Here is a 26,084-nt window from a genome sequence, read left to right as displayed (position 1 = left end):
TGAGGGATAAGACTTAACTTCCCCGATAGGTCGTGTAGCTCCATGGCGTGACCAATAGCGGCACGTGGAGATGACCTTCGGGATCGCTGACTGAAAAGCGCAATGGAATTTGGTCCAGGAACGGCGGGTCTGACAGCGACACGCCGCGGCCGGCAAAATACGTCCCGACGGCAAACATCAGCTCATAGCGGCCGATCGGCACCGGACGGCCGCCGATCAGCGGCTGATCGGTGCGGCCGTCGCTGTTGGTGATCGCACGCGCCACCACGCGGGCTTCGCCGAGATCGGACAATTCGGTGAGCACGACCGAAATTCCCGCCGCCGGCTTTCCGCTGTGGGTGTCCAGCACATGGGTCGACAGGCGACCATGCACGGATAATCGATCATCGGCCGTTACCAATTGGTCAAGACGTAGTGCCGCAATCCGGAAGATCTCCCCGATCGAGGCTTGCATTTCCGTGCTCGCATCGTTCCGCAGACGGAGCTCGAAGTCGCACAGCACGGAATCCTTGGTGTACCGGCGCACGCAGACAATATAGGGAAAGCCGAATTTGGCGCGGTAGGCATTGTTAACGCGCTCAAATGCCTCGTATTCGGCATCCGACAAGCGATCAAGACCGACGCTGTTTTGCTCGGCACTGGATTCCGCGGTCAGGCCAGCGGCGCGTTGTGTCTTGTCGGCGAGATCGGGATGCGCCTTGATCAGCGCCAGACGATGGTCGGGACCTGCACCGTCCACCGCGGCCTTCATCGCGGCGAACAACGCGTTCACGCCGGCAAAGGGCCGCGCCGATGCGGCTTGCTCGGCAATCCATGGCGAATATTCGAAAACGTTCGCAAGGGCAGCAACGAAGTCCGCCTTGCTGCAGACGTTCAAATCGGAAAGAGATTTTTGCGACATTCCGTTCCTGCTATCGAGCCACCCGGGTCATCTCCGATCGTACGACCAGCCTAAAATGCCGCTCCGTTGCACCTCCGGTTCCGGCGGCGGAGCTTCCCTGACCGCTTCAGCCTGTGGCGGCGGCGGTACCGGCAGGTTCTCGCATTTCATCGAATAGACCAGCTTGCCATCCGCCGTCCGGCCGATCGGAGCACAATTATCGGCACGCGCCGTTACTCCCTTGGAAGGTGTCAACTTGGTCTGTGCCCAGGCGGGGCATGCCGTCAGGAGCAGGGCCAGCAGTAATTTCTTCATCGGGTGGGCTCGCGAAAGAGGTTTCCACGGTCGGACCGGGCACCGGCCAACCCAGTCTATTATACCTCGACCATGGCTGACTGCTGAATATTTAGCCGAAAGGAATTTTGACGAAGAAATTTGCTCGCCGTTTCGTGATGGGCCCGATCGTATTGACCTGCCCGAACCATCTTTATCTCGGAGAGAGCGCTAACACGCGAGGCGCGCTTGTCTCGTCACCGGAAAGAGCGCGAAAAAGGAGAACGACAATGCGAAAGACGATCCTCACACTTCTAGGCTCGGCCCTGCTAGCTACCGCAACGGCTCAATTCGCCGTGGCATCCGAGCACAAGGGCCGCAAGGTGCATCGCACGCCGGCACCCGCGAGCGAGCAGTTCCGCAACTCCAACGCTGCGTGGCCGTCGCAAACGGTTCGGCCCGATTGGTCGCGTTATTCGGGCGGCTACTCGGCGCCTGCCGGTCGCTGAACCCAGCCACAATAACGATCGCGTACCGATCAGCAACGGAAGCAGGCTAGCGCTACGTTTCGCACCCGCTCCTTGGGCCGACCGGGAAATTAGGCGCGACCGCGCTTTCGCAGATTTGGCGCCTCGTCATAAGCATTTTGCGAGATGAGCACAACTTTGGTAAAAGCAGGAAGATATCGCAGGAGTGTCTGCTGTGAATGACGTCACGATTGGAAGAGATGACCGTCTCGATCCCCGGCTGAACTGGACCGCGCTCTCCCAAACCGAACGTGACGCAGCCTATGACAACAATGCGGCGGTAAAGAACAGCGCGGCGCTGATTGCCGAACGCAACGAAGCTTCCGCAAACCTGCGTGCAAGCCGCAAATCCTTTCTCGATGTCCCTTATGACGACCGGGAAAGGACGAAGGTTGACCTTTATCCGGCTGCCGACAAGGCAGCACCCTGCCTGGTTTTCCTGCATGGTGGTTACTGGCAGCGCAACTCACGCGAGGTATTTGCCATGCTGGTCGAAGGCGTCGCGGCGCATGGCTGGTCGGTCGCCATCCCCGGATACTCGCTGGCTCCTGATGCATCGTTGACGCAGATCGTGGCCGAGATATCCCAGTCGCTCGATTGGCTGGCGCAACACGGAGCGGCGTACGGCATCTCCGGCCCCGTTGTCCTGGCGGGCTGGTCGGCCGGCGCGCAGCTCGTCGCCATGGCACTCGATCACCCGCGCGTCGCCGCCGGATTGGCGATTTCGGGCGTGTACGATCTCGCGCCGATCCGCGACACCGGGCTGAACAATGCGCTAAAGCTGACCGACGAGGAGGTGGCACGGCTGTCCCCGCTTCACCTGCCCGTCGTCCAGAAGCGGCTCTACATTGCCTACGGGAGCGCCGAATTGCCGGCGCTGGTTTTCGATTCAATCCGGCTTCATGAATCGCGCATGGCCGCAGGCGCTCCCGGCAAGCTTTTCCCGATCGAAGGCGCAGATCATTTCAGCATCCTCGCGGAACTGCGGCGTCCTGACGGCGCGCTCGTCGATATCGCCCGAAAGCTCGTCGATTAGGTCGCTGGCGATTTGATCGCTTCGGCGTCGATCCAGACCTGATCGTCGCTGATCCGTACCGGGTAAATCCGCAGCGGCCGGCTCGGCCAGCCGTAGCAAATCTGGCCATTGCGGAGATCGAACGAGGCCGAATGACGGGGACAGAACAAGCGTCCTGCCGACAGGCGTCCGAGGCTGAGGTCGGCCTGTTCGTGCGGGCACATCCGTTCGCAGGCCACCGCGCGGTCTTCGTGCCAGACCAGGATCAGATCGACGCCGGTGACGCGAACGCAGACGATCGCTTGTGCAATCAGCCGGCTAAGCCCGCAGACCGGCATCCATTGCTCTTCGCCTGACAACGCCGTCGTTTCAGACCGATCATCCGCCAAGATAGGCCTTTCGCACGTGCTCGTTCTCGATCATATCGGCGCCCGCCCCGGACAGAACGATGCGGCCGCCTTCCAGCAGATAGGCGTGGTCGCACATCTCGAGCGCCGCAAACGCGTTCTGCTCCACCAGCAGGACCGTTGTCCCGGCGTCGCGGATGCCGCGGATGATCGCAAACGTTCGCTCGACGATGTTCGGCGCGAGCCCAAGGGACGGTTCGTCGAACATGATCAGGCGTGGCCGCGACATCAGCGCCCGGCCGATCGCCAGCATTTGTTGTTCGCCGCCCGACAAGGTGCCGGCAGCCTGCCGCTTGCGGTCGGCCAGGCGCGGAAACTCGGCATAGATCCGGTCGCGGTCCGCTGATATCTCGGCGGCACTGGTGCGCAGATAGGCGCCCATGTCGAGATTTTCCTCGACCGTCATGTGCGGAAATACCCGCCGTCCTTCCGGGCAATGCGCGATCCCGCTGGCCACCACGCGCGGCGGCCTTGCGCCCGCAATGTCCTTGCCCTCGAACAGCATCGATCCGGAACGCGGCGCGACGAGCCCGGAGATCGCGCGCAGCGTGGTGCTCTTGCCGGCGCCGTTGGCGCCGATCAGGGCGACGAGCTGCCCCGCCTTGACCTCTAGCGAAATGCCGCGCAACGCCGTGACACCGCCGTAGCCACACACCATGTCGCGTATCTCAAGCACGTTTCGCTCCCTGCCCGAGATAGGCCTCGATGACGGCCGGGTCGTTGCGGATCACGTCCGGCGATCCCTCGGCGATGATCCGGCCGTAGTTCAGCACCACGATCCGATCCGAGACGCTCATCACCATCGGCATGTCGTGCTCGACGAGCAGGATGGTGACGCCACGATTCCGGATGTTGCGGACCAACTGCACGAAGGTGTGGGTCTCCGAGGCGTTCATGCCGGAGACCGGCTCGTCGAGCAGCAGCATCGATGGCTCGGCCGCCAGCGCAAGTGCCACGCCGACCAGGCGCTGCTCGCCGTAGGACAGCGAGCCTGCAAGATCGTGGGCGCGACGTTCGAGGCCAACCCATTCGACCAGTTCGCTGGCGCGTTCCCGCAAGCGGCGCCGCGAAGACCGCGCACGCGGCAGGCCAAGAATGGCCTCGAGCAGGCTTACCCTGCCCTGCCGATGCAGCCCGACCAGCAGATTGTCGTAAACGGTGTCGTTCGGAAACACGCTGGTGCGCTGGAAGGTGCGGATCAGCCCGAGATCGGCGATCTGATGCGGTTTCAGTCCGTTGAGTGCCGTCCCGCGATAGCTGACAGCGCCGTGGGTTGGATCCAGAAAGCCCGTGACGACGTTGAACGCCGTCGTCTTTCCGGCGCCGTTGGGTCCGATCAGGCTGACGATCTCGCCCTCGCCGACCGTAAAATTCATGTCCGAGAGCGCAACGAGCCCCCCGAAATGCACGGCGACCTGCTCGACCTGCAAGGCGATCGCCGTCATCACGCGTGCTCCTTGGCGTCGCGTTCGGCGAATGCAACCGGGGCAACCGTCTCGGCCCGGCTCCGCGGTTTTGCAAATCGTTGCGCGAGAGACGGCACGATTCCGCGCGGCAATACGAACAGGATCACAATCAGCACGCCGCCATACGCGATCCATTGCGCCTCCGGCGCCATGATCGGCCGCAGGAACACCGGCAACAATCCGAAAATCATGCCGCCGACGACAGGCCCGGCGAGCGAGCCCTTGCCGCCGGTGATGACCATGATCACCATCGTCACCGTGTTGATGAAGGCAAATACCTCGGGATCGATGATCCGGATGTAGTGTGCGTAGAGACTGCCGGCCGCGCCTGCGATTCCGGCCGAGATCACCGCTGCCAGCGTGAGCGTCTTTGTCACGTCGATGCCGACCGATACCGCCAGCGTTTCGTTTTCCATCAGCCCGCGCATGGCGCGGCCGAAATGCGAATGGACGAGGCGCGAGATCAGGAGATAGGTGACAACCGCGACGGCCAGCACGAGGTAATAATTATGCAGCTTGGTGCGGAGGGTGAGATCGCCGAGACCCGGCAATCCGATCGCAATCGAGGGAATGTTGGTCAGCGCCAGCGGGCCTTGCGTCAGCTCGACCCAGTTCAGCGCAACCAGCCGGACCACTTCCGCAAAGGAAATCGTCACGATCACGAAATAGGCGCCGCGCACGCGAAACGAAAGCAGCCCCACGAGATATCCGCACAATCCAGCGATGACGATTGCCAGTGCAAAACCGACGATCGGCGGCCAGGGCTCGTGAACGATGCGCAAGCCGAAGGGCAAACCGACATCAAAACCAAGCGAGGTCAATGCGCTGACATAGGCCCCAATGCCGAAGAACGCGATATGACCGAGGCTGAGCTGGCCGGTGAACCCGAGCAGCAGATTGAGGCTCATCGCGCCGATGATGAAGATGCCGGTCGTGATCAGCGCGTTCATGAGATACGGATCGCGCAGCCAGAGCGGCACCGATGCGAACGCGACGACCGTGAGGATGGCGACCCCTGACTTCATCCGACGCGCTCCGAGCGCGCGAAAAGTCCGGTCGGCTTGAAGATCAGAACCGCGATGATGATCAGAAAGCCCATAGCGTCGCGGTACCCGGACGAAACATAGCCGGCACCCAGTTCTTCCGCCAATGCCAGGATGAAGCCGCCAATGACCGCGCCGGTGATATTCCCAAGCCCGCCGAGGATCACGATCGCGAACGCCTTTACGGCGGCGAGATCGCCCATTTGCGGGAAGATGACGTAGACCGGACCGAGCAGCGCGCCTGCCGCGGCAGCAAGGCTCGAACCGATTGCGAAGGTCGAGGTGTAGATCAGATCGACGTTGACGCCCATCAGCGAGGCGGTGTCCTGATCCTGAAACGTCGCCCGCATCGCACAACCGAGTTTTGTCCTGTTGATCAGGAGATAGGTGACGACGATCAGCATCGCCGCCGCGGCGAGCACGAACAGCCGCAGCCAGGACACGGAGACCGGGCCCAGCACCAGCGGGGCCTCGGGGAACGGCGTGGCCACCGATTTCGCGACGCCACCCCATATCCACAAGGCGCCGGACTGCATCGCGATCCAGGCGCCGATCATGACAAGCATGGTGGTGTCGATGTCGGAGCCACGCAGCGGCCGGAGCAAAGTCAGTTCGATCGCCGCGCCAAGCAGCCAACCGGCCACCACGGCGAGCGGCAGCGCCAGGAAGAAGTTAATTCCGAGCTGATGCACCACGATGAACATGATGTAGGCGCCGAACGTATAGAGCACTCCATGGGTGAAGTTCACGACGTTCATGATGCCGAAGATCAAGGTCAGTCCGATACCCAGCAGCGCATAAGTGCCGCCGAGCACCAGCATGTTGATCAGATGTTGCAGAAATTCGCTCAAGGGGGCCCCCAGATGTCCTGATGCCGTCGAGGGCCGCGGCCCTCGACGGTGATGTGACGTCAGAGCGTCTTCATGCCGATCTTGCCGTCGGTGATTTCGATCAGATAGACGTTGGGCTGGCTCTGGCCGCTTTCCTTGCCTTCGGGACCGGATTTGCGGAACACGATGTCGCCATTCAGGCCCTTGATCTTGATATCCCACAGCGCCGCCTTGATCGCCGCAGGCTCCGCCTTGCCCGCCTTCTCGATCGCGGCTGCCACCGTGCGGATGCCGTCATAGCCACGGAAGCTTTCGGTGCAGCCGGCGAAGTCGAAGCCGCGCTTCTTCCATTCGGAGATGAAGTAATTGGTTGCCTCGGGGTTCGGCGTCTTGTCGGGGAACCAGGGCAGGAAGGTCGTCAGGTGCATGGTGCCGTTGGCGGCGGCTCCCGCCTGCGCGATGATCTGGTCCGGATTCTGCGAGCCACCGGTGGTGATGATGCGCTTCTTGAGGCCCAACGCCGACGCCTGCTTGAAGATCAGCGTCAGCTGGTCCACCGCCGTGGTCACGATGATGGTCTCTGAATCGGTCCCCTTCAGCTTGGAAAGCTGCGCGCTCATGTCCTGGGCGCCCTGATCCATCGTCTCGACGGCGCCGACCGCGATCCCCTTTTCCTTCATCATCTTGCTGAAGTCCTCAGCGGTGCCCCGCCCCCAGTCATTGTTGATGACGAGGAAATCGACCTTCTTCAGTTCGAGCTTGTCAACGATCCCCTTGAACGCCGCGGCCTCGATCGCCGACGGCGGCGAGATACGGAAGATGTAGGGATTGCCGGTCGTGGTGATCTTGCCCGACGAGGAGGTCTCAACCACCATCGGCGTTTCGTATTCCATCAGCTTGGGCATCACGGCCAGCGTCAGGCTCGAGCCCCAGGCCCCCATCAGGACCGGCACCTTGTCGCTGGTGATCAGCTTTTCCGCAACGGCGGCTGCCTCGGTCGGATTGCTCTTGTTGTCCTCGATGACGAGCTCGAGCTTCTTGCCGAGAATGCCGCCCTTTGCGTTGATCTCGTCGGCCGCGATCCTGGCGCCGTTGACGACGTAGGTACCGGACGCGGCGAACGCGCCCGTCAGGGGCTCGTTCACACCGATCTTGATGGTCTGAGCGTTGGCGGCACTACCCAGCAAGGCGAACGCCAGCGCTATCGTCGGAACAAGTCTGAAAGTCCGTATCATGTGGTTCTCCAATCTCACGCTGTTCATCTATCCGCAGTCCAAACCTTGTCGTTTCCGCAGCACGCGGAGACTTCGATCCATCACGTCGCCCCATCATTTTTGGACGAGAAACGACCAACCCAACCCGCGACCCGCGCGCGCAAAAGGCCGAAAACCAGCGCTATTCCGTTCAGGTCGGCAGCAACGGCATCTGCCGAGGATGTACCCGACAGCCGGCGATCGAGATTGCCGGCAAACTCCGCGATCAATCGCGCCGCGAGATCGCGGACCAGCCCCGGCCTTCCGACCTGCGCCAACATTCCAGTGAGCGTATATCCGATGGAAAGGTCGACGCGCGTCCCCTGCTCGATGGGCACCAGCCGGTAGCGAATTTCGCCCTGCGTCGAGGACCGGCTGCGCCGGTCGTTACCGATGCCGATGATGCGGCCGGACATATCGGCGGGGTTTCGCTCGACGCGTGCAGCTCCCTGGAACGTCGCGGCAATCGGACCGATCCTGACCCGGATAGCACCTTCGACGCGCTCCGGCTTCGGCGACGCCGTCAACGACGCGCCGGGAAGACAGGCCGCGACGGCTGCGATATCGTCGAACATCGCAAATACCTGCTCAGGCGGATGCGCGACGCTGAACTGCTGTTCCAGGACGGTGGCCGGGATGAAATCCGGAATCGAAGGAACCAAACCGACCGCTTCGGGCGACGTTGGTTCGTTTCCGACCAATCGCATGCGTTCGGTGCGGTCCGCGTCGCCTCGACCTGAGCCGACGGGACCCAGGATCTTTCGCCCTCCGTCCGGCATCGGCGCGATATTGCGGGCACGCCGCGCTTCGATCACGAACTGGACCGCCCGCACGATACCGACATAGCCGGTGCACCGGCACAGATTGCCGCTCAATCCGACGCGGATCATGCGCTCGTCGGCTTGCGGCAGGCGCAGCACGAGATCGCGCGCGGAGACCAGCATTCCCGGCGTGCAGTAGCCGCATTGCAACGCGTGTTCGCGGGTGAAGGCCGCGCGAAGTTCTGTCGTAATGTTGTCCTCGTCGAGGCCTTCGATCGTGGTCACCTCAGCCCCTTCGCAGGCCACCGCATAGGTAATACATGAGCGCGCCGGGACGCCGTCGAGCAGCACCGTGCACGCCCCGCAGACGCCGTGCTCGCAGCCGAGATGGGTGCCGGTCAGATCCAGCTTCTCGCGGACAAAATCCGCAAGATTGGTGCGAGGCTCGGCCAGGGCCCGCACTGCGCGCTGGTTCACGGTGAGTGCTATCATGTTCATGCGGCGGCCTCGCGGACCGCACGCTTCAGCACGTTGACATGGATATGGCGATGCGTCGCATTCGAGACGCCCGCCTTGACCAGCAGGACATCAGCCACACACGCGTCGAAGCGATCCTTGTAGTCGCCGGCAATGCGTCCGCCGAACAATTCCGCCGCATTCGTGATGACGATCGGCGCGGAATCGATCGCGCCGATCACGACGCGGGCGGATGCGGCACTGGGATCGATCAGGATTGCGCCGATCGCGTGCGCAAATTCGCCGGTCTTGCGGCAGCTCTTGGCATAGCCCCAGTGCGCCGATGCAGGCATCGCCGGGACATGAATGGTCTCGACGATCTCGCCATCGCGCAGCGCGGATTCGAGCGCGCCGACGATGAAATCCTCCATCGCGACCGTGCGAGCACCCGCGCGGCTTCGCAGCGTCAGTCGCGCACCCAGCGCCGACAGCGCGGATACCCAGTCTGCCGCGGGATCGGCATGGCTGAGAGACCCGCCGACCGTGCCGCGATTGCGCACGGCGCGGTAGGCGATGTTGGCGGCGACGCCTTGCATGGCGCCGCGCGTGACGTCCGGAATGCGTCCGTCCTCGATGTCAGCGTGGGTAACACAGGCCCCGAGCACGAGTTCGTCGCCGCGGCGCTCGGCCTGCTTGAGCTCGGCAAGAGCGGTGATGTCGACGATCACCCCCGGCTCCACCAGCCGCAGATTGAGCATGGGACCAAGCGACTGGCCGCCGGCAATGATCTTGGCGGACGTTTTGGCCTCGCCGAGCACGGCAAGCGCCGCCTGCAAGTCGCGTGGACGTTCGTAGCCGAAAGGCGCCGGTTTCATGCCGCCGGCCTTTCTGCGTGGCGCGCGGCCAGAACCGCCTCGACGACGCGATACGGCGTAATCGGCGACTGCATCAGCTCCACGTCGAGCGACCGCAGCGCGTCGTTGACGGCGTTGGCAATTGCCGCCGGCGGCGCGATGGCGCCGCCCTCGCCGATGCCCTTCACGCCGAACTGGGTATAGGGTGACGGCGTCTCCATATGATCAAGACGCGGCGACGGCACTTCGGTGGCTCCGGGCAGCAGATAGTCGGCAAGCGTCGTCGCGAGCGGCTGGCCGGACGCGTCGAACGGCATCTCTTCGTACAGCGCGGTGCCGATGCCCTGGGCCAGACCGCCATAGATCTGGCCGTCCACCACCATCGGATTGACGAGAACGCCGCCGTCCTCGACGATGACGTAATCGAGGATCTCGACCTCTCCGAGATCCGGATCGACCGCGACGACCGCGGCGTGCGCCGCATAGCTAAAGGTTCCGGTATCGCGCTGCGGCTTGTAGCCGGACGTCACTTCCAGCCCGCCGGGATCGACGTCAGCAGGCAGATCCTGCGGCCGGCGATACCAGGTATGGGCGATTTCCTTCAAGGTGACGCTGCCGTTGACGCCGCGAACCTCGCCGTTCTGCAGCACCACCGCAGCCGGATCGTGCTGCAACAGCTTGGCACCGATGCGTCTGGCGCGTTCACCCAACTCGCGGCAGGCGGTTGCGACCGCGCCGCCTGCCATCACCATCGAGCGCGAGCCCCAGGTGCCGGTCGAATACGGCGTCATCGCCGTGTCGCCGAGGATCAGGCGCACCTTGGCGACGTCGATGCCCAGCATCTCATGCGCGACCTGGGCCAGCGTCGTCTCCATGCCCTGCCCATGCGAATGCACGCCGACCCTGACTTCGAGGCCGCCGTCCGGCGTCAGACGCGCGGAAGCCTGCTCACGGCCGGGCACCATCGGAATGCCCCAGCCGGAATAGACCGAGGTGCCGTGCGCGGCCTGCTCGCAATAGATCGAGACGCCGACGCCGATCCGGCGCCCGTCGGCCTCTCCCTTGCGCTGGCGTTCCCGCACGCCTTCGACGTCGATGGACGCCAGCGCCCGCCGCATCGCCTCGGGATAATCCCCGCTGTCAAAGTGCTTGTTGGTGATGTTGTCGAACGGCATCTGCCCGGGCTGCACCAGATTGCGCAGGCGCACTTCGCCCGGCTCCAGCCCGGCTTCCGCCGCCACCAGATCGAGCATCAGCTCCAGCGCGAAGCAGACGCCGGTGCGGGCCACGCCACGATAAGGCAGGATCGGACACTTGTTGGTCGCAACCGAAAACGTCCGGCAGCGATAGGCCGGCATCAAATAAGGTCCAGGCAGGATGCTGGCGACCTGCGCCGCCTCAAGGCACGCCGAGAACGGATAGGACGAGTAAGCGCCGGAATCGACGGTCGCTTCACAGTCGATGCCGCGCAGCCGGCCGTCACGATCGGCATAGACGGTGATCTTGTAGTGGTGCTCGCGGCAGTTGGAGCTGGCGATGAGATGCTCGCGGCGATCCTCGGTCCAGCGCACGGGATGGCCGCGACGCTGCGTCAGCCAGGAAAGGCAGACTTCTTCCGGCAGCAGGATTCCCTTGTGCCCGAAGCCGCCGCCGACGTCGGGGGAGACGATACGGATTCGGCCCTGCTCCATGCTGAGGCACTCGGCAAGGCCGCTGCGCGTGATGTGCGGCATCTGGGCCGAGGAATAGAGCGTGAGCTGGTCGAGACGATGATCGAAGGTCGCGACCACGCCGCGCCCTTCGAGCGGTGACATGCACTGCCGCGCGGTCGATATCTCGCGCGACACCTTGATCGGAGCATCGAACGCCCTGGAGATGTCGACCTCGAAATTGGTTTCGAGAAAGACGTTATCGCCCCAATGCTCGTGCACCAGCGCCGAATCCGGCTCGCGCGCCTTTAGCATGTCATGGACCGCGGGAAGCTCTTCGAGATCGAGCGTCACCGCCGCCGCGATGTCCTCCGCCTCGGCACGCGTCGGCGCCACACACATGGCCACGAGCTCGCCGACCTGACGCACCTTGCCGGTGGCAAGCACCGGCTGCTCGGAAATCTTGAATCCCGGCAGCCCTGACACCGCACGGATCGGATTGACGCCAGCCAGATCCGCCGCAGTGAAGACACTCCCGCGATAATGTTCCGGCACATGGATGCCACGGATCAGCGCATGCGCCAAAGGGCTGCGTACAAAAGCAACGTCCTGCAGCCCGGCAAGGCGAATATCGGCCACGAACTGGCCACGGCCCCGCATCAGCCGATCGTCTTCCTTTCGCGCCAGCCGCGCGCCGACGCCTTGTCCGGCGCCCGCTCCGCCTGCGGAAGGAAACTCGCGCTCATTGCGCACGGTGGCATTCTCCCCGATCGACCTGACGCTGGCCTCCTTACGCCGCAACGGCCTGCGGCAGAATTGGCGCCACCGCGTCGTATCGCGTACCGGCACGGAGGCAGAACGCAGGCTGCAACAGACGCTCGGCAATGACCTCATTGTTCTCGTTGTCACGAAGGACAAATCGTCCGGTTCGTTCTCCGATCACCGAGACGTCGGCTTCCATGCCCACTTTGAGCGCGCCGATTTCGTCGGCACGGCCGAGCATCCTGGCCGGGCTGGATGTGACCATCGGCACGACCTGCTCAAGCGCGAGGCCGAGCGCCATCATCGAACTCATCGCCTGGACCAGGCTGAACTTGGCCTGGCCGGCGAAGGGATGATTTTCGTCGTCCTCGTGCTGATCGGGCGTGCCGGCAGGTGCTGGCACGTGGGTGTTGTAGCCGTGAATGTCCGCACCGAGCGTGGTGGGAATAATGCCGGCGGCGAGCGCCTTCTTGGCGAGACGATAGGAGAAATGACTGCCGTGACCGACGTCGACCTTCAGGCCGCGATCGAGCGCCGCCTGAATCACAGGATGCACTTCTCCCTCACGGTTGACGAAGCCGCCGGGGTGGCGCGTGAACGGATGCGCCAGCACGTCACCCTCCCGCAGCAACGGAATCACGCGCTCCAGAATCGTATCGACATCTTCGCCGTTGGTGCCGCTTTCGGGCAGGCCCCAGAGCTGACCGAAATGCACATAGACCGGCAGATCGGCGCGGCGTCCGATCTCAGCCGCCATTTCGATTACGCGAATACCCCAGCGCGCGAAACCGCCGATCTCCGCATGGGCTTTGATGCCGCGAATAATGTCGAGATTGGCCGTCGCCGCCTTTACCGTGGCGTCGATATCGACACCTTCAGGACTATAGAGTTGCGGATAGTAATGGCCCTCGAGTCCACCGACGAGGTAGGCCGACAGGAAGGCATAGACACGCGATTTCGCAGGCTCGGCGACGAAGTGCCGGAAGCCGGGCAGCGTCATGCAGGAGGGACCGCCCTGATCGACCAGCGTCGTCACGCCGGACTGGACGCCCACCATGTCGGCATTCATGCCGAAGCGGCCGGTGACATACTGATAGACATGCGCGTGGGTGTCGATGAGCCCGGGCAATACCAGCTTGCCTGTGACGTCGATCACCTCTCTGGCACTGGTTGGCAAAATGTCGCTCTGCACCGCCGCGATCTTGCCATTGCGGATGGCGACGTCCCTGATTCCGTCGATGCCGGAGGCCGGACAGATCACGCGGCCGCCGCGCAGAAGCTGGTCGAAGGTGGCGCTGATCGACATGAACAATCTCCCCTGTTCTTCGCCGGCGGCGTTACCGCCCTCGCCAGAATACGAAGCATACTTCGTATTTTACAAGAGCAAACTTCGTGCCATGATCTTCCCGTGGCGAAGTTCGATCGAATCGAGCTAATCGCATCGATGTTCCGAGGCGGGGAGAGTGCGTTGCGGAAAGCAAAAAAGCGGCATGGCGAGACCAGACATCGCCCGTGGCCGCTGTCAGAACGGCCGGGCTTTCTGATTCGGCGGCTGCATCAGATTCACGTTGCGCTGTTTCAGGAAGCGTGCGGAGAATTCGAGGTGACGCCGCTGCAATACAGCCTGCTTTCGGCGCTCGCAGTACGGAAAACCGCCGATCAGACCACGTTGGCGGCCGATATCGCGCTGGACAGGACGACGACGACCGGAGCGCTCAAGCGGCTGGCCGCTCGCAATTTTGTCGAGAGAGCCGTCAACGATGAGGACCGTCGCGCGCGTCTCTGCAAATTGACCCCGGCGGGAGCAGCACTTCTGGGAAGAATCGAGGCATCGGCGCGGTCCGCGCACCGCGCCACGCTGGAGAACTTAAGTGGACCGGAGCAAGCAGCCTTCATCGATATGATGCAGCGCATTGTCACGGCCCACTCCAGTCATGACAGTGCTTCTGTCATATTCGATTGAGTTATTGCCGAACATCTGCTGCATTTTTAGATCGAGTTGCACAATTTGTAACCACACGGACCATTCCCGGCAGTTCAGATCGGCCTCGACTTACCTCGACTGAGCCCTTTGCTGGCGCCGCTTGCTTCCGATTATTTTCTGTTGCCGCAACGACCCGCCCGCACAGAAAGATGCCGGCGTCGAACCCACACCGATCGAGCCCTTGCACCGATACGCTCCTCGGCTTCACGATCAGCATATGGCGCCACCACTGCCGCGGACCCAAATGGCTCGGTGAAGATACACCCATGGGAGACGAGCTCGGGGCTGCCGTTTGCGAGGTCGTAAGTCTCCGCGACTGCGTTGATCGAAGGTCTGATGATCGGATGGTCGACCGGCTCGATGCCGCGTCCGCCTGAGGGCGGGCGCAATTCCCAGTGCCACATCGCGAGGGCTCGGGAGCTCCGCTTATCATTGTGGAGGTCAACTCTTCTTGACCAACGGGCAGACGCTGTCCTTGAGCGGACGGAACGCCTGGTCGCCGGGGATCACCTCGCGAAGCTTGTAGTAGTCCCATTCACCCTTCGACTCCGACGGCTTCTTGACCTCGTACACGTACATGTCGTGCACCATACGACCGTCCTCGCGGATCCGGCCGTTCTTGGCGAAGAAGTCGTTGATCGGCAGCTCATGCATCTTGCTCATGACGGCCGTAGCGTCATCCGTTCCGGCAGCCTTGACCGCTGCGAGATAGTGCATCGTCGAGGAATAATCGCCGGCATCGCCCATATGGGGCATACGTTTCATCCGGTCGTAGAAACGCTTCGACCATGCGCGCGTCTCGTCGTCACGATCCCAGTAGAATGCGTTTGTCAGCACCAGTCCCTGCGCGAGATCAAGCCCCATGCTCTTGATGTCGGTGATCCAGACCAGCAATCCCGCCAGTTCCTGTCCGCCCTTCAGGATGCCGAATTCCTGCGCCGATTTCACTGCGTTCACCAGCACCGTTCCCGAACCGGCAAGCGCGACGACTTTCGCTTTCGAGGCCTGGGCCTTCAGCAGAAACGACGACTGGTCGAAGGTTTCTGGCGGATAGCGCGTCGCGCCCACGACCTCGCCACCAAGCGACTTGACGACGGCGGTGGTATCGGCCTCAAGCGCATGTCCGAACGCGTAGTCGGCGGTGAGGAAGTACCAGCTCTTCAAGCCGGCCTTCAGCATCGCCGAGCCCGTTCCCTTGGCGAGAGCATAGGTGTCGTACGCATAATGGATACTGTTGGGGGTGCAGGCGTCGTTGGTCAGGCGGGACGAGCCGGAACCATTGATGATAGCAATCCGGTTCTTCTCCTTCGCAAGTTGGGAGACGCCGAGCGCGATCGAGGAATTGATCAGGTTGGCGATCATGTCGACCTTTTCGACGTCATAAAACTTGCGCGCCAGCGTCGATGCCGTGTCCGGCTTGTTCTGATGGTCCGCCACGACGACCTGGATTGGCTTGCCCAATACCTTGCCGCCGAAATCCTCGACGGCCATCTTGATCGCCGTGACCGAACCTTCGCCGGATTCGTGAGAGAATTGCCCGGACATGTCGGTCAACACGCCGATCTTCACGACATCGTCGGAAACAGCGGCCGTCTGTGCGCCGGCTTGATTGACGAAGAGAGTCGCCGCAGCTGCGGCGATCAGGGTCTGATGTATTCCAGCTTTCATGGCTTCCCTCCCCGGGATGTTGGACGCGGTTTAATTCCGCATTTTGTCACATGCATAACTAGACTTATATTACATGCGTAACTAGACTTATATTTTCTGGGAGTCAATCGCGTTGATGTGTTAAACGAGCGCACCTTCGAAACGGCCTGCGATCAGGCCGCGCAAAGAGACCGTCCGAGATGCCCGCCGCCGCCAAGGTCCAGACAGCAAAGCCACCGGCGAGATCGGCTCCGAGGCCGGCCGTGACGCAGTCGGGCGCGGCACGACGCGAACGTAACTGCTCGGTCGCTCGCACGCTCGACATCGTTTCGGACGCATGGGCATTCTTGATCATCCGAGAGGCGTTCTTCGGAACGCAGACGTTCGAGGCCTTCCGTTCGGCGCTCGGCATTCCGCGGGCGACGCTCACGAATCGTCTGAAGAAGCTGACGCAGCTCGCCATCTTCCGTCAGGCCGCGACCGGCGCCTCGCAGCGCAAGGAATATCGACTGACCAGGATGGGGTTCGATCTCTATCCGAGCTTCATCGCCCTGATGCAGTTCGGCGACCGCTGGCTCGCCGGCGGAAAGCCGGCTCCCTTGACGCTGGTTCATGTAAGTTGCGGCTGCGACAGTCGTCCACTGGTCGCGTGCTCCCATTGCGGCAAAGGCGTCAATGCGCGGGAGGTGAAATACCGGGACGGACCAGGCGCCGGCCGCCATCCTGCGAAGGCGGGCCGCAATACCAGACGGGCCTCGGACGGAAATCGCTTCCTGCTCGGTCGTCCAAGTTCGGTTTCGCGCGCCTTGCAGATCATCGGCGATAAATGGAGTTTTATGGTCGTTCGTGAGGGCTTCTTCGGCAATCGGCGCTACGACAAGATCTTGACCGAGCTTTCGATCGCGCCGAACATCCTGACCGACCGGCTGTCTCGCCTCGTCGCGAATGGCGTGTTGCACCGCAGGCAATATCAGAGCTCGCCTGACCGCTACGAATATCTCCTCACCGACATGGGGCGCGATCTCTACGGTCCCTTCATCGCGATGCTGGGATGGGGCGACCGCTGGCTTTCCAAGGGGAAGCCTCCCCTCCTGCTCAAGCATCTCTCCTGCGGACATGATTTTCACGCGGAGGTCGTCTGCGACCGTTGCAAGCAGCCGATCGTCGCCGCCGACATGCGCTACAGGCTGGCCTACGATCCCAAGGCCTTCGGAGCCCTGGGTCCTCGCTCCGTGACCTAGGAAGCCTGGTTCAATTTCTCGACCAGCTTGAAGCGCATGATCTTGCCCGATCCGGTGCGCGGGATTTCCGGAACGAAATGAGTGGCCTCGGGAATCTTGTAGGACGACAGATGCGCCCTGCAGTGATCCATCAACGAGTTCAGATCCAGCTCGTCGGGCTTGGCCACGATGAACAGGCATGGCACTTCCCCGAGCGTGGCGTGCCTGATGCCGACTACCGCGCAGTCAGTCACGCGCGGATGCCGGAGGACGACTTCCTCGATCTCGGCCGGCGCGATGTTCTGGCCGCCGCGGATGATGAGTTCCTTGATGCGCCCGGTGATCGTCAGATAGCCAGACGAGTCCGACTTCGCGAGATCGCCGGTGTGATACCAGCCCTTCCGCAGCGCAGCCGCAGTCTCTTCCGGCTTGTTGTGATACCCCTGCATCAGGTTCGGCCCGCGCACGATCAGTTCCCCTTCTTCGCCGAAGGGAACGTCTTCCCGGGACGAAGGATCGACAATGCGCACGGCGAGACCCGGCACCGGCAATCCGCATGAACCGATCGGCCGCTCGCCGCGGAGCCAGTTCATGGTGACCATTGTTGCAGTCTCGGTGATCCCGTAGCCGTCGACCAGCGGCGTCCTGAAGCGCTCCTCGAACGCCCGGTTCAACGTTGCGGGCATAATCGCGCCGGCCGAGATGCACAGCCGGATATTCCCGAGCCGCTCGACGCCGCCCTCCTGAGCCTTGTGCAGCAGATAGTGGAACATGGTCGGTACGCCGGGAAAGACAGTGTACTTGCCGGACTGCAAAAGCTCCAGCGCCTGCTGCGGCGAGAACTTCTCCATGATGTGCTCGCTCGCGCCGATGGCAAGAACGCTGAGTACCGAAAGGTTGAGGCCGTAGGAATGGAACAGCGGCAGCGGCGAAAGAACGACATCCTTCGCGCTCAATTCGCCAATCGGCGACCAGCAGGCTGCTGCGATCCACAACATGCTGCGCAGCGACAGCAGGACGCCCTTGGCGCGACCGGTGGTGCCTGACGTGTAGATGATGAAAGAAGAGCGATCGATGTCGTCTGGATCCAGCGGCGCGGCGCCGGCACCGGTCGCCAGGTCAGTCATGGACAAGCCGCCTTGCGGCGCTTCACCTCCGGCATAGATCATTTTGAGCGAGATTCCGGCGTCTCGCGTGATCTTTGCGATCAGGTCCTTCTTCGCGCTCGTCGTGATAACGGTCCCGCAGCTTGCGTCAGTCAGTCGGTAGCTGATCTCGCCTTCCACGGCCTCGAAGCTGATGGGAACGATCACGGCGCCGGCGCGCAGGCCGGCAAGGCACGCTTCGATCCAGTCGACCCCGTTCGGCAGATAGATGGCGATGCAGTCTCCCTCGCGGACGCCGGCTTTCGTGAGATTCGCGGCGATCGCCGCGGTGTTGCTGGCGAGTTGCGCGTAAGTTATCGCGCGCGACGAATCCCAATACGCAACCTGCTCCGGCCGTTCCTTCGCATGCCGATCGAGCAGCTTTGCGATCGGCGCGATCAAGTCCACATGCAGCATCGCTCGTCTCCCATCAGATCATGCTGAATCCGCCGCTGATGCTGATCGTCTGTCCGGTGATCCAGCCGCCGGCGTCGGAGGCGAGCAGCGCCACCATCGGCGCGACATCGGAGGGCTGGCCGAGACGCCGGATCGCGTAGGCCTTGACCAGCTTCTCGCGGTTGGCCTCGACCCATGCCTTGTCGTGCGCGGTCTCGATCAGCCCGAGCGAGATCGAGTTGGCGGTCACGCCGGAGCGGCCCCATTCGCGCGCCAGCGACTTCATCAGCGCGATGGTGCCGGCCCGTGCCGCCGCCGCCAGCGCCAGTCCGGATTCACCAACGCGCGAGGAGTCGCCCATGATCGAGATGATGCGGCCGCGGCCCGAGGCTTCCAGCAGCGGACCGGCGCTGTGGCAGCAATTGAGCGCGCCGTACAGACAGGTATCAATTTGCTTGCGCCAATCCTCCGGACCGCTTTCGCTAAAGCGCTTGCGGAACACCAGGCCGGCGTTGTTGACGAGAATGTCGAGCCCGCCGAAGTCGCTTTGGACATTTGTGACCAGTTGCTTGACGGTTCCGGCATCCGAGATGTCGGCCTGATAGGCTTTCGCCTTGCCGCCGGCCTTCTGGATCTCGGCAACGACGGCCTCGGCCTCTGCCTTCGAGCCGTGATAGTTCACCGCCACCGCCGCGCCGGCAGCGGCCAGCGCCTTTGAGATGGCGGCGCCGACGTCCCGTCCACCGCCCGTCACGAGGGCAACGCGTCCCTGAAGATCGATCATTTAAGATTTTTCCTTTGCTTTGAGTTTGGCTTGCTCCACGCGCCTGAAGATGCGCTCGGGAGTCATGGGTAGAAGATTGACGTCGATATCGAAGGGCGACAGCGCGTCCGCGATCGCGTTGGCGATCGCCGCTGGCGCCCCGATCGTCCCACCCTCGCCCATGCCGCGGAAACCGCCGGCGACGGCGGATTCGCTCTCGACATGCACGACGTCCATATCAGGGATTTCGGCCGCGGACGGGATGACATAGTCGACGAGACTGGCGCTCAGGAGCTGGCCGTCCTCATCGTAGACAAGCTCCTCGAACAGGGCCGCGCCGATCCCCTGTGCCACGCCGCCATGGACCTGGCCATCGACGATCATGGGATTGATGATCCGGCCGCAGTCTTCGGCCACCACATATTTGTGGATTTTTACGAACCATGTCGCGGGATCGACTTCCACCGCAGCGATGTGGGTGGCGGCGGCGGTCGTGCCGTTGATCGGGTCGTAGGTGTAGCTCGCGCTCAATTCCTCCCGCGCCTCGACCGGCAGCGTCTTCATGTCGGAATAGACCGCCTTCGCGACCTGCCTGAACGTCACGGTACGGTCCGTGCCGATAACGATCGCCTTACCGCCGGAAAGCTCGATGTCGTCATGGTTGGCCTCGAGCAGATGCGAGGCGACGCGCTTGATCTTGTCCCGCAATAGCGCCGAGGCGTGCTTGGCCGCGCCCCCGCCGAGAACCGCGCTGCGGCTTGCATAGGTGCCGGTCGACATCGGCACCGCATCGCTGTCGCCCTGGACGACACGGATCTCCTCAAAGCGCGCGCCGAGATCGTCGGCAATGATCTGCGCCAGCGTCGTCTCCAGCCCCTGGCCGTGCGAGGCGACCCCGAAGGCAGCGGTGATGGCGCCGGTCGAGTCGATGGAGATTTTTGCCGTCTCCGAACCGGTATTGATCGGCATTCCCGGTGCGACCGCGATGCGCGATCCGATGCCGGTTAGTTCGGCGTAGCTGGCGATGCCGATACCGAACAGGCGGCCATCCTTTCGCGCTTCGGCCTGTTGGACGCGGAGTTGTTGGTAGTCGGCAGCCTTGCCCGCCGCATCGAGACACTCGACGAAACCGGTCTTATCCCAGATGATTCCGGATGCGATCCGATACGGAAACTCCTCGGCGCGAACGAGATTGCGGCGGCGGATCTCCATAGGATCGAGACCGAGCGCCTTCGCGCCAAGATCCATCAATCGTTCCATGACGAACGTCGAGATCGGTCGCCCAACCCCACGGTACGGTCCCGTCGGCGGCTTGCATGTGGCGACGCCGCGCACGGCGCCGCGATAGGACCGGATCTTGTACGGGCCCGGCAGGAAGCTGACGACCTGCACCGGCTCGAGGCCACAGGTCCACGGGTAGATCGAATAGGCCCCGACGTCCCCGAGCACGTCGGCCTGCAGCGCGATGGCAACGCCGTTCTCGTCGAATCCCATCTCGGCATCGACGATCTCGGCGAACGCCTGGCTGCTGCTGCTGACGTCCTCGAGGCGATCCGCAGTCCATTTTAGCGAGCGGCCGAGCTTGCGGGCCGCGATGCAGATCAGCAACTCTTCCGGATAAAGCGAGCCCTTCGATCCGAAACTGCCGCCGACATCGGGCGCGACCACCCGCAGGCGGCTGCCGGGCAGATCGAGCGATTCGGAAATCGCATCGCGCACGATGCCGGGGATGTTCGATGACGTATAGAGCACGATGGCGCTGCGCCTGGTGTTGTACTCTGCCGTATAACTGCGCGGCTCCATCGCCAGCGGCGCCTTGCGGGTCATCTCGAAGCGGCCGCCGACCCGAACGGCGGCGCCCTTCAGGTCCGCCTCGACGTCGCCTTTCCTGAATTCGCGGGCGATCAGCACGTTGGTGCCGGCCTCTTCGTGCAAAAGTGGAGCGTCGTCTGCGACCGCCTGCTCGCTGCGCGACACAGCCCCGAGCGGCTCGAACTCGATCTCGATGAGCTCGAGCGCGTCTTCCGCGAGGTACCGCGAAGTCGCGACAACAGCGACGATAGCTTCGCCGACATGGCGCACCTTGCCGGACGCCAGCGGCATGATCGGGGTCGCGTAGTAATTGGCCATCCGGGAGAACGGGATCACCGGCTTGAAATCCTCTGCGATGTCCTCCGCGGTGAATACGGCGACGACGCCCGGCGCCGCCTGCGCCGCCGTCGTGTCGATCCGCACGATCCGCGCATGCGGCTGTTCGCTGCGCCGGAAGGCGACGTAGAGCGGCCGATCCGGCTTGCGGTCAGCGGTGTATTCACCGCTCCCGGTCAGAAGTCGCGGATCCTCCGTGCGCTTGATCGGGGCGCCGACATGCCGGGGACGGATGACGTCGGCCGGCTGCGCGAGGCTGTCCTTACTCATAGCCCTCGTTTCCCTTGCGCAGGCTTTGCCATTGCAGGTCGTCGTGACCGCAGATGACGGTCGCTCCGGACCTCTCTATCCGCCTCACCTCCTCGAACGACTTCAGCAGCGCTTCCACATTCCAGGTATTGCGAGGGGCGACATCGGTATCGAGGCTTTGGCGCACGCTGATCGCATCCGACGCCAGCAGGAACTGACCGTCGCGGTCGAGGCTGACCAGCGCGCCGAGCAGGCCGGGCGTGTGGCCCGGCAACGGAACCAGGACGACGCCGGCATCGCCGAACAGATCCTTTTCGCCATTCACGGCTTCGATCGGTTGTCCGGTGTCCCAGTCGGCCTGGAGATAGCCGGCATTTTCCGCGCCCGAAGCTTTCGCGGCTTCGATCTCCCTGGCGTGAGCCAGGATCGTCGCCTTGGTGAAGAACTGGTTGCAGCCACAATGATCGGTATGGAAATGCGAATTCACGACCACGTCGATGTCTTCGGGGCCGAGGCCTGTGCAGGCGAGGCTGGGCAGCAACATGTCTCCCGCGCCCATGATCGGCTTCATCACCTTCGCCAGCGGTCCCCAGCGCTCTTCGGCGTGGTCCACGACGGAGGGGTGACACCCGGTGTCGAACAGCACGTTGCCCTGCCTGTGCCTGATCAGTGCACTGCTCACCGGCAGGTCGATCATCTCGCTGCGGTCCGCGCCGGGGATGTAGATGCTCTTCTTCATGCGAAGGCGGCCGGCGGACAGAAAATTGAGTTTCATCGGGCTTTCTCCCGGCGGATTGCAGCGGCGCTCCGGATCGCGGCGACGATGTTCTGGTAGCCGGTGCAGCGGCAGAGATTTCCGGAGAGACCTTCTCTGATCTCCTCATCGGTCGCGAGCGGATGGTTGCGGAGCAAATCCTCGCCCGTCATCAGCATGCCGGGTGTGCAAAACCCGCACTGGAGGCCGTGATGCTCACGGAACTGGGTCTGAAGCGCATTGAGCGCTTCCGGTGTTCCCAGTCCCTCGACCGTGGTGATCTCGCTACCGTTGACCTGGACGGCGAGCGTAAGGCAGGACCGCACGCTGTGGCCATCCATCAGTACCGTACACGCTCCGCAGACGCCGTGCTCGCAGCCGACATGCGTCCCGGTCAATCCGAGGGTGTCGCGGAGAAAATCGGACAACAGCAGCCGCGGCTCGACGCCGGAAACGTCATGCCTGATCCCGTTGATCGTCACCGATACGTTCATGGTCATCACGGGATCACCCTTTCGTCGCCAACGCCGTCTGCATGGCCCGTTTGGCCAATTCGCCCAGCAGATGTTTCCTGTATTCGGCGGAGGCGTGCAGATCGCTGTTGGGTGTGACGCTCGACCTCACCCATTCGGAGAACCGGTCCGGCGTACGGCCGTCGACCTCGATTTCACAGAGCTGCTTCTCGACGTTTTCGAGCCGCAGCGGCGTATCCGCCACACCCATCACCGCAACGCGCGCTTCGTCCAATCCAGACCGGCCGGGCTTAATCGATACTGCGATGCTCGCGAGCGCAAAATCGCCGAACCGCCGAGCGACTTCTTCGAACGCCCAGCCGTCGTGCCACAGGACCGGAAATTCGATCTCCGCGACGATATCCTCTGGTTCGAGACAGTTCGTCAAAGCGTCGACGAAAAAATCCTTCGCCGCGATCGTGCGGCGGCCCGCCGGCCCTTGCACCGTGAGGCGGGCGCCGTAGAACATCGCCATCATCGGCAACTCGGCCGCGGGGTCCGCGTGCGAAAGGCTGCCGCCGATGGTGCCGCGGTTGCGGATCGCCAGATGCGCGACGTGACGCATGGCCGCCGACATCACCGGCAGCTCGGACGCGATGAGCGGGGAATGCTCGATCTGGAAATGGCGCGTCAGCGCGCCGATCACCACGTTGTTGCCGCGCTGTTCGATAAACGACAATTCCTTGATGCCGTTCAGATCGACCAGCACGCTGGGCCGCGCCATCCGGAAGTTGAGCAGCGGCAGCAGGCTCTGGCCGCCGGCGAGCAGCTTTCCCTCGCCGTTGCTCGCCACAAGCGCGTCCACTGCAGCAGCCAGTGTCTTCGGCGCGATATAGTCAAACCTGGCGGGCTTCATCGCCTTCACCCTTCTCGGCCGGTTTCCATCCCTGCTTATTCGCCGCGAAAGCGCGGTGGTCGTTTTTCCGCAAAGGCACGGCGGCCTTCCCTGAAATCCTCGCTGTCCGACGCCGCATCAATCAACTGCTGCGCGGCCGTCAGATCGAGCGCTCCCAGCCCCATGGAGAGGCCATTCAGCATGAACTTCGCACCCGAGATCGACAACGGCGCATTGGCCGCCAGGCGCTCGACGAACTGCGCAGCCGCGAGCCGGGCATCGTCGTGGATCTCGTCGATCAATCCAATCGATCGTGCCTGTTCGGCCGGGTAGCGGTCGCCCGAATAGAGAATGCGTTTGGCGTTGGCGATGCCGGCCAACGCTGCCAGCCGCTGCACGCTTCGAACGCCGTAGACAATGGAGAGTTTGGCTGCGGGAATGCCGACCATCGCGGTCCGATCGGCGAAGCGAAAGTCGCATGCCAAAGCGAGATGGCAGCCTCCGCCCAGGCAATAGCCGGAGATCGCGGCGACCACTGGTTTCCCCAATCCTGCGATCGCCCCCGAGCACGCGTCGACGGCCACCTCGTAGTCGGCGCTTTGTTGCCGGTCATTGCGGATCGCGTCGAACTCGGAGATATCGGCGCCGACGCTGAAATCCGTGCCCTCGCCCGTCAGCACGACGGCACGCACCTCCCTGTCGGCGGCAAAGCGCGAGAAGGTTTCCGCCAGTTCACGCCACATCGCCAGCGTGACCGCGTTCCTGAGAGCGGGGCGGTTTAAGGCGACGTGCGCGATGCCGTCCCGGCGCTTGATATCGATCTCTTCCAACATGGCTCCTCTCGCGCCGAAACGCGCGAATGCTCGACCACGGATCGAGCCCAGTTTCGGGGCTCGATCGTCACTTGCATAAGTAGACTAATTCGTCAAGTCTCGAAGCAACGCACGGAGGTATCGCGCAACGCATTGCACCACGGTAAGCGGCCGAGAGTTTCAAACGCGACGCAGCAGCGGCCGCAGTGTTGGCGCGCGGTCCCTCGGCCAAATTGGGCTGGTTCCGCCCTTGGCTTCAATCAGATGGGAAGTTCCTGCACTGGGTAATTTCGATGACGCCAGGGCGCGAGCGCAACGTTTCCCGGGATCTGAACGGCTTCTGAAATTCGGCGACCTAGCCGTTCGCTCGCGATGGCGGCGGAGTCGCGACGCCAACACGCTTCCGACCCTCACGCATTCGCGTAAGGCCTGATGATTTCCTCGCCGAAGCGCGCCAGTGTCGTTTCGAGATCGGGCAGGAACGCCGTCACCGGCAGCGCAAGGCGGCCCGCGCCCCGTGCGATGCGCTCCTCGACGGCGGCGCGCGGGTCGGAGCCGGAATTCGGCAGCGCACCGGGACAGCCGAGGATCAATTCCACCCTCGCCGGATTGCGGCCGGCCTGCTCGGCCGAACGGCGCACGACGTCGAGCAACGGCATGGTGTCGACCTGGGCACCGATCGAGGGGAAGAAGCCGTCGCCCAAGCGGCCGGCGCGCCGGGCGGCCGCTTCCGAGTGGCCACCGACGACGATCGGCACCGATTTCGCGACCGGCTTCGGGTTGCAGCTGACGGTGTCGAACTTCACAAACTCGCCCGCGAAGCTGGCACCGTCGCTGGCCCACAAGGCGCGCATGGCTGCGACATACTCATCGGCGCGCTTGCCGCGACGCTCAAAGGGAATGCCGAGCGCCTCGAACTCCTCCTTTAGCCAACCCACCCCGATGCCGAGTTCGATCCGGCCGCCGCTGAGATAGTCGAGCGTGGCGACTTCCTTGGCCAGCACCAGCGGGTTGCGTTGCGGCAGGATCATCACGGCCGTCATGAAGCGCAGCCGCGTGGTGGCGGCGGCGACCCATGTCAGCCAGATCAGCGGATCGGGAAATTTTAGCGATTGATCGCCAGGTAGGCGGCCGCCTGGCGCATAGGGATAGACGCTCGTGTAGTTGTCGGGAACCACCACGTGCTCGACGGCGAACACCGAATCGAAGCCCGCCGCCTCCGCCAGACGCACCAGACGGCGCGCGCCTTCGGGGTCGGCGAACGCGAGGTTGCCGAAGTGCAGGGCGAATTTCATGATGGACAGTTCCTTCCCGGATCGAGCGGCGCGTTCGATCGGCGCCTTCCAAACGCCATCATGGCACGCGGCGAGCGCATCGGGGAGCCGCGGTTCATGCAGCCTCCCATTCCCCGCCGGCACCTGTTCAAGCGACCCGCCCCTTCGT

The 26,084-nt window shown here is 63.2% G+C and carries 25 protein-coding genes; 4 read left to right on the top strand and 21 right to left on the bottom strand.

Translation table 11 applies throughout. The features are described from left to right. Positions 1–13: 13 nt before the first annotated feature. A complete protein-coding gene (gene uraD / locus V1283_RS09785; RefSeq protein WP_334386233.1) occupies positions 14–901 on the bottom strand; it encodes a 2-oxo-4-hydroxy-4-carboxy-5-ureidoimidazoline decarboxylase in 888 nt (295 codons plus the stop codon). Between the two features lie 27 nt (positions 902–928). Continuing rightward, a complete protein-coding gene (locus V1283_RS09780) occupies positions 929–1,195 on the bottom strand; it encodes a hypothetical protein (RefSeq protein ID WP_334386232.1) in 267 nt (88 codons plus the stop codon). 248 nt (positions 1,196–1,443) lie between these two features. On the opposite strand from V1283_RS09780, the gene V1283_RS09775 reads away from it, so the two are divergent. Beyond that, positions 1,444–1,662 (top strand): hypothetical protein, encoded by a 219-nt coding sequence (locus V1283_RS09775; protein ID WP_334386231.1) that lies wholly within the window; start codon positions 1,444–1,446, stop codon positions 1,660–1,662. Between the two features lie 193 nt (positions 1,663–1,855). After that, positions 1,856–2,716, top strand: a complete 861-nt coding sequence (locus V1283_RS09770; RefSeq protein ID WP_334386230.1) for an alpha/beta hydrolase — start codon at positions 1,856–1,858, stop codon at positions 2,714–2,716. Here V1283_RS09770 and V1283_RS09765 read toward each other — a convergent pair. From V1283_RS09765 to V1283_RS09720, 10 genes are all read right to left on the bottom strand, one after another. After that, positions 2,713–3,084 (bottom strand): Rieske (2Fe-2S) protein, encoded by a 372-nt coding sequence (locus V1283_RS09765; protein ID WP_334386229.1) that lies wholly within the window; start codon positions 3,082–3,084, stop codon positions 2,713–2,715. The two genes, V1283_RS09770 and V1283_RS09765, sit on opposite strands and share 4 nt — an antisense overlap. Further along, positions 3,074–3,778, bottom strand: coding sequence for an ABC transporter ATP-binding protein (locus tag V1283_RS09760; RefSeq protein ID WP_334386228.1), 705 nt, complete (start codon positions 3,776–3,778; stop codon positions 3,074–3,076). Before V1283_RS09760 ends, V1283_RS09765 begins: the two co-directional genes overlap by 11 nt. Further along, a complete protein-coding gene (locus tag V1283_RS09755) occupies positions 3,771–4,547 on the bottom strand; it encodes an ABC transporter ATP-binding protein (RefSeq protein ID WP_334386226.1) in 777 nt (258 codons plus the stop codon). The genes V1283_RS09760 and V1283_RS09755 overlap by 8 nt, the downstream gene beginning before the upstream one ends. Continuing rightward, on the bottom strand, positions 4,547–5,593 hold the full coding sequence (locus V1283_RS09750) for a branched-chain amino acid ABC transporter permease (protein ID WP_334386224.1): 1,047 nt from the start codon (positions 5,591–5,593) through the stop codon (positions 4,547–4,549). The genes V1283_RS09755 and V1283_RS09750 overlap by 1 nt, the downstream gene beginning before the upstream one ends. Continuing rightward, positions 5,590–6,462: a branched-chain amino acid ABC transporter permease gene (locus V1283_RS09745; RefSeq protein ID WP_028349667.1), complete on the bottom strand. Its 873-nt coding sequence runs from the start codon at positions 6,460–6,462 to the stop codon at positions 5,590–5,592. The genes V1283_RS09750 and V1283_RS09745 overlap by 4 nt, the downstream gene beginning before the upstream one ends. A gap of 59 nt (positions 6,463–6,521) precedes the next feature. Next, on the bottom strand, positions 6,522–7,676 hold the full coding sequence (locus V1283_RS09740; protein WP_334386223.1) for an ABC transporter substrate-binding protein: 1,155 nt from the start codon (positions 7,674–7,676) through the stop codon (positions 6,522–6,524). A gap of 80 nt (positions 7,677–7,756) precedes the next feature. Next, complete coding sequence (locus tag V1283_RS09735) at positions 7,757–8,953, bottom strand: xanthine dehydrogenase family Fe-S subunit (RefSeq protein WP_334386222.1); 1,197 nt, start codon at positions 8,951–8,953, stop codon at positions 7,757–7,759. After that, on the bottom strand, positions 8,950–9,786 hold the full coding sequence (locus V1283_RS09730) for an FAD binding domain-containing protein (RefSeq protein WP_334386221.1): 837 nt from the start codon (positions 9,784–9,786) through the stop codon (positions 8,950–8,952). Before V1283_RS09730 ends, V1283_RS09735 begins: the two co-directional genes overlap by 4 nt. Then, positions 9,783–12,185, bottom strand: coding sequence for a xanthine dehydrogenase family protein molybdopterin-binding subunit (locus V1283_RS09725; protein ID WP_334393011.1), 2,403 nt, complete (start codon positions 12,183–12,185; stop codon positions 9,783–9,785). Before V1283_RS09725 ends, V1283_RS09730 begins: the two co-directional genes overlap by 4 nt. A gap of 19 nt (positions 12,186–12,204) precedes the next feature. Further along, a complete protein-coding gene (locus V1283_RS09720) occupies positions 12,205–13,482 on the bottom strand; it encodes an amidohydrolase/deacetylase family metallohydrolase (protein WP_334386220.1) in 1,278 nt (425 codons plus the stop codon). A 297-nt stretch (positions 13,483–13,779) separates the two neighbouring features. On the opposite strand from V1283_RS09720, the gene V1283_RS09715 reads away from it, so the two are divergent. Then, entirely contained in the window at positions 13,780–14,139 is a 360-nt protein-coding gene (locus tag V1283_RS09715; protein ID WP_334386219.1) for a MarR family winged helix-turn-helix transcriptional regulator, read from the top strand. A 462-nt stretch (positions 14,140–14,601) separates the two neighbouring features. Here the strand turns inward: V1283_RS09715 and V1283_RS09710 are convergent, their stop codons facing one another. Beyond that, complete coding sequence (locus tag V1283_RS09710; RefSeq protein ID WP_334386218.1) at positions 14,602–15,828, bottom strand: ABC transporter substrate-binding protein; 1,227 nt, start codon at positions 15,826–15,828, stop codon at positions 14,602–14,604. A gap of 242 nt (positions 15,829–16,070) precedes the next feature. On the opposite strand from V1283_RS09710, the gene V1283_RS09705 reads away from it, so the two are divergent. Continuing rightward, on the top strand, positions 16,071–17,048 hold the full coding sequence (locus V1283_RS09705) for a winged helix-turn-helix transcriptional regulator (RefSeq protein ID WP_334386217.1): 978 nt from the start codon (positions 16,071–16,073) through the stop codon (positions 17,046–17,048). Here the strand turns inward: V1283_RS09705 and V1283_RS09700 are convergent. The 8 genes from V1283_RS09700 to V1283_RS09665 form a co-directional block, all read right to left on the bottom strand. Beyond that, on the bottom strand, positions 17,045–18,589 hold the full coding sequence (locus V1283_RS09700) for a class I adenylate-forming enzyme family protein (protein ID WP_334386216.1): 1,545 nt from the start codon (positions 18,587–18,589) through the stop codon (positions 17,045–17,047). The genes V1283_RS09705 and V1283_RS09700 overlap by 4 nt on opposite strands. 13 nt (positions 18,590–18,602) lie before the next feature. Continuing rightward, the gene (locus V1283_RS09695; RefSeq protein WP_334386215.1) at positions 18,603–19,352 is read right to left on the bottom strand and encodes an SDR family NAD(P)-dependent oxidoreductase; all 750 of its coding nucleotides are present in this window, start codon (positions 19,350–19,352) and stop codon (positions 18,603–18,605) included. Further along, positions 19,353–21,749, bottom strand: coding sequence for a xanthine dehydrogenase family protein molybdopterin-binding subunit (locus V1283_RS09690; protein ID WP_334386214.1), 2,397 nt, complete (start codon positions 21,747–21,749; stop codon positions 19,353–19,355). Then, positions 21,742–22,503 carry an N-acyl homoserine lactonase family protein gene (locus tag V1283_RS09685; RefSeq protein WP_334386213.1) on the bottom strand — a complete coding sequence of 254 codons (762 nt, stop codon included), beginning with the start codon at positions 22,501–22,503 and terminating at the stop codon, positions 21,742–21,744. The genes V1283_RS09690 and V1283_RS09685 overlap by 8 nt, the downstream gene beginning before the upstream one ends. Continuing rightward, complete coding sequence (locus V1283_RS09680) at positions 22,500–22,982, bottom strand: (2Fe-2S)-binding protein (RefSeq protein ID WP_334386212.1); 483 nt, start codon at positions 22,980–22,982, stop codon at positions 22,500–22,502. The genes V1283_RS09685 and V1283_RS09680 overlap by 4 nt, the downstream gene beginning before the upstream one ends. A 7-nt stretch (positions 22,983–22,989) precedes the next feature. Beyond that, entirely contained in the window at positions 22,990–23,850 is an 861-nt protein-coding gene (locus tag V1283_RS09675) for an FAD binding domain-containing protein (protein ID WP_334386211.1), read from the bottom strand. 35 nt (positions 23,851–23,885) lie between these two features. After that, complete coding sequence (locus V1283_RS09670) at positions 23,886–24,662, bottom strand: enoyl-CoA hydratase-related protein (protein WP_334386210.1); 777 nt, start codon at positions 24,660–24,662, stop codon at positions 23,886–23,888. A 389-nt stretch (positions 24,663–25,051) separates the two neighbouring features. Next, a complete protein-coding gene (locus tag V1283_RS09665) occupies positions 25,052–25,936 on the bottom strand; it encodes an LLM class F420-dependent oxidoreductase (RefSeq protein ID WP_334386209.1) in 885 nt (294 codons plus the stop codon). Positions 25,937–26,084 lie beyond the last annotated feature (148 nt).

The organism is Bradyrhizobium sp. AZCC 2262 (assembly GCF_036924535.1).
GTDB lineage: Bacteria > Pseudomonadota > Alphaproteobacteria > Rhizobiales > Xanthobacteraceae > Bradyrhizobium.
This window is presented reverse-complemented; position numbering and strand designations above follow the sequence as displayed.

What these genes read in the sequence shown, in the direction of transcription:
- uraD (WP_334386233.1), bottom strand. Translation starts at nt 901, where the DNA reads ATGTCGCAAAAATCTCTTTCCGATTTGAACGTCTGCAGCAAGGCGGAC.
- V1283_RS09780 (WP_334386232.1), bottom strand. Translation starts at nt 1,195, where the DNA reads ATGAAGAAATTACTGCTGGCCCTGCTCCTGACGGCATGCCCCGCCTGG.
- V1283_RS09775 (WP_334386231.1), top strand. Translation starts at nt 1,444, where the DNA reads ATGCGAAAGACGATCCTCACACTTCTAGGCTCGGCCCTGCTAGCTACC.
- V1283_RS09755 (WP_334386226.1), bottom strand. Translation starts at nt 4,547, where the DNA reads ATGACGGCGATCGCCTTGCAGGTCGAGCAGGTCGCCGTGCATTTCGGG.
- V1283_RS09750 (WP_334386224.1), bottom strand. Translation starts at nt 5,593, where the DNA reads ATGAAGTCAGGGGTCGCCATCCTCACGGTCGTCGCGTTCGCATCGGTG.
- V1283_RS09740 (WP_334386223.1), bottom strand. Translation starts at nt 7,676, where the DNA reads ATGATACGGACTTTCAGACTTGTTCCGACGATAGCGCTGGCGTTCGCC.
- V1283_RS09735 (WP_334386222.1), bottom strand. Translation starts at nt 8,953, where the DNA reads ATGAACATGATAGCACTCACCGTGAACCAGCGCGCAGTGCGGGCCCTG.
- V1283_RS09730 (WP_334386221.1), bottom strand. Translation starts at nt 9,786, where the DNA reads ATGAAACCGGCGCCTTTCGGCTACGAACGTCCACGCGACTTGCAGGCG.
- V1283_RS09720 (WP_334386220.1), bottom strand. Translation starts at nt 13,482, where the DNA reads ATGTCGATCAGCGCCACCTTCGACCAGCTTCTGCGCGGCGGCCGCGTG.
- V1283_RS09710 (WP_334386218.1), bottom strand. Translation starts at nt 15,828, where the DNA reads ATGAAAGCTGGAATACATCAGACCCTGATCGCCGCAGCTGCGGCGACT.
- V1283_RS09700 (WP_334386216.1), bottom strand. Translation starts at nt 18,589, where the DNA reads ATGCTGCATGTGGACTTGATCGCGCCGATCGCAAAGCTGCTCGATCGG.
- V1283_RS09695 (WP_334386215.1), bottom strand. Translation starts at nt 19,352, where the DNA reads ATGATCGATCTTCAGGGACGCGTTGCCCTCGTGACGGGCGGTGGACGG.
- V1283_RS09690 (WP_334386214.1), bottom strand. Translation starts at nt 21,749, where the DNA reads ATGAGTAAGGACAGCCTCGCGCAGCCGGCCGACGTCATCCGTCCCCGG.
- V1283_RS09685 (WP_334386213.1), bottom strand. Translation starts at nt 22,503, where the DNA reads ATGAAACTCAATTTTCTGTCCGCCGGCCGCCTTCGCATGAAGAAGAGC.
- V1283_RS09680 (WP_334386212.1), bottom strand. Translation starts at nt 22,982, where the DNA reads ATGACCATGAACGTATCGGTGACGATCAACGGGATCAGGCATGACGTT.
- V1283_RS09675 (WP_334386211.1), bottom strand. Translation starts at nt 23,850, where the DNA reads ATGAAGCCCGCCAGGTTTGACTATATCGCGCCGAAGACACTGGCTGCT.
- V1283_RS09670 (WP_334386210.1), bottom strand. Translation starts at nt 24,662, where the DNA reads ATGTTGGAAGAGATCGATATCAAGCGCCGGGACGGCATCGCGCACGTC.
- V1283_RS09665 (WP_334386209.1), bottom strand. Translation starts at nt 25,936, where the DNA reads ATGAAATTCGCCCTGCACTTCGGCAACCTCGCGTTCGCCGACCCCGAA.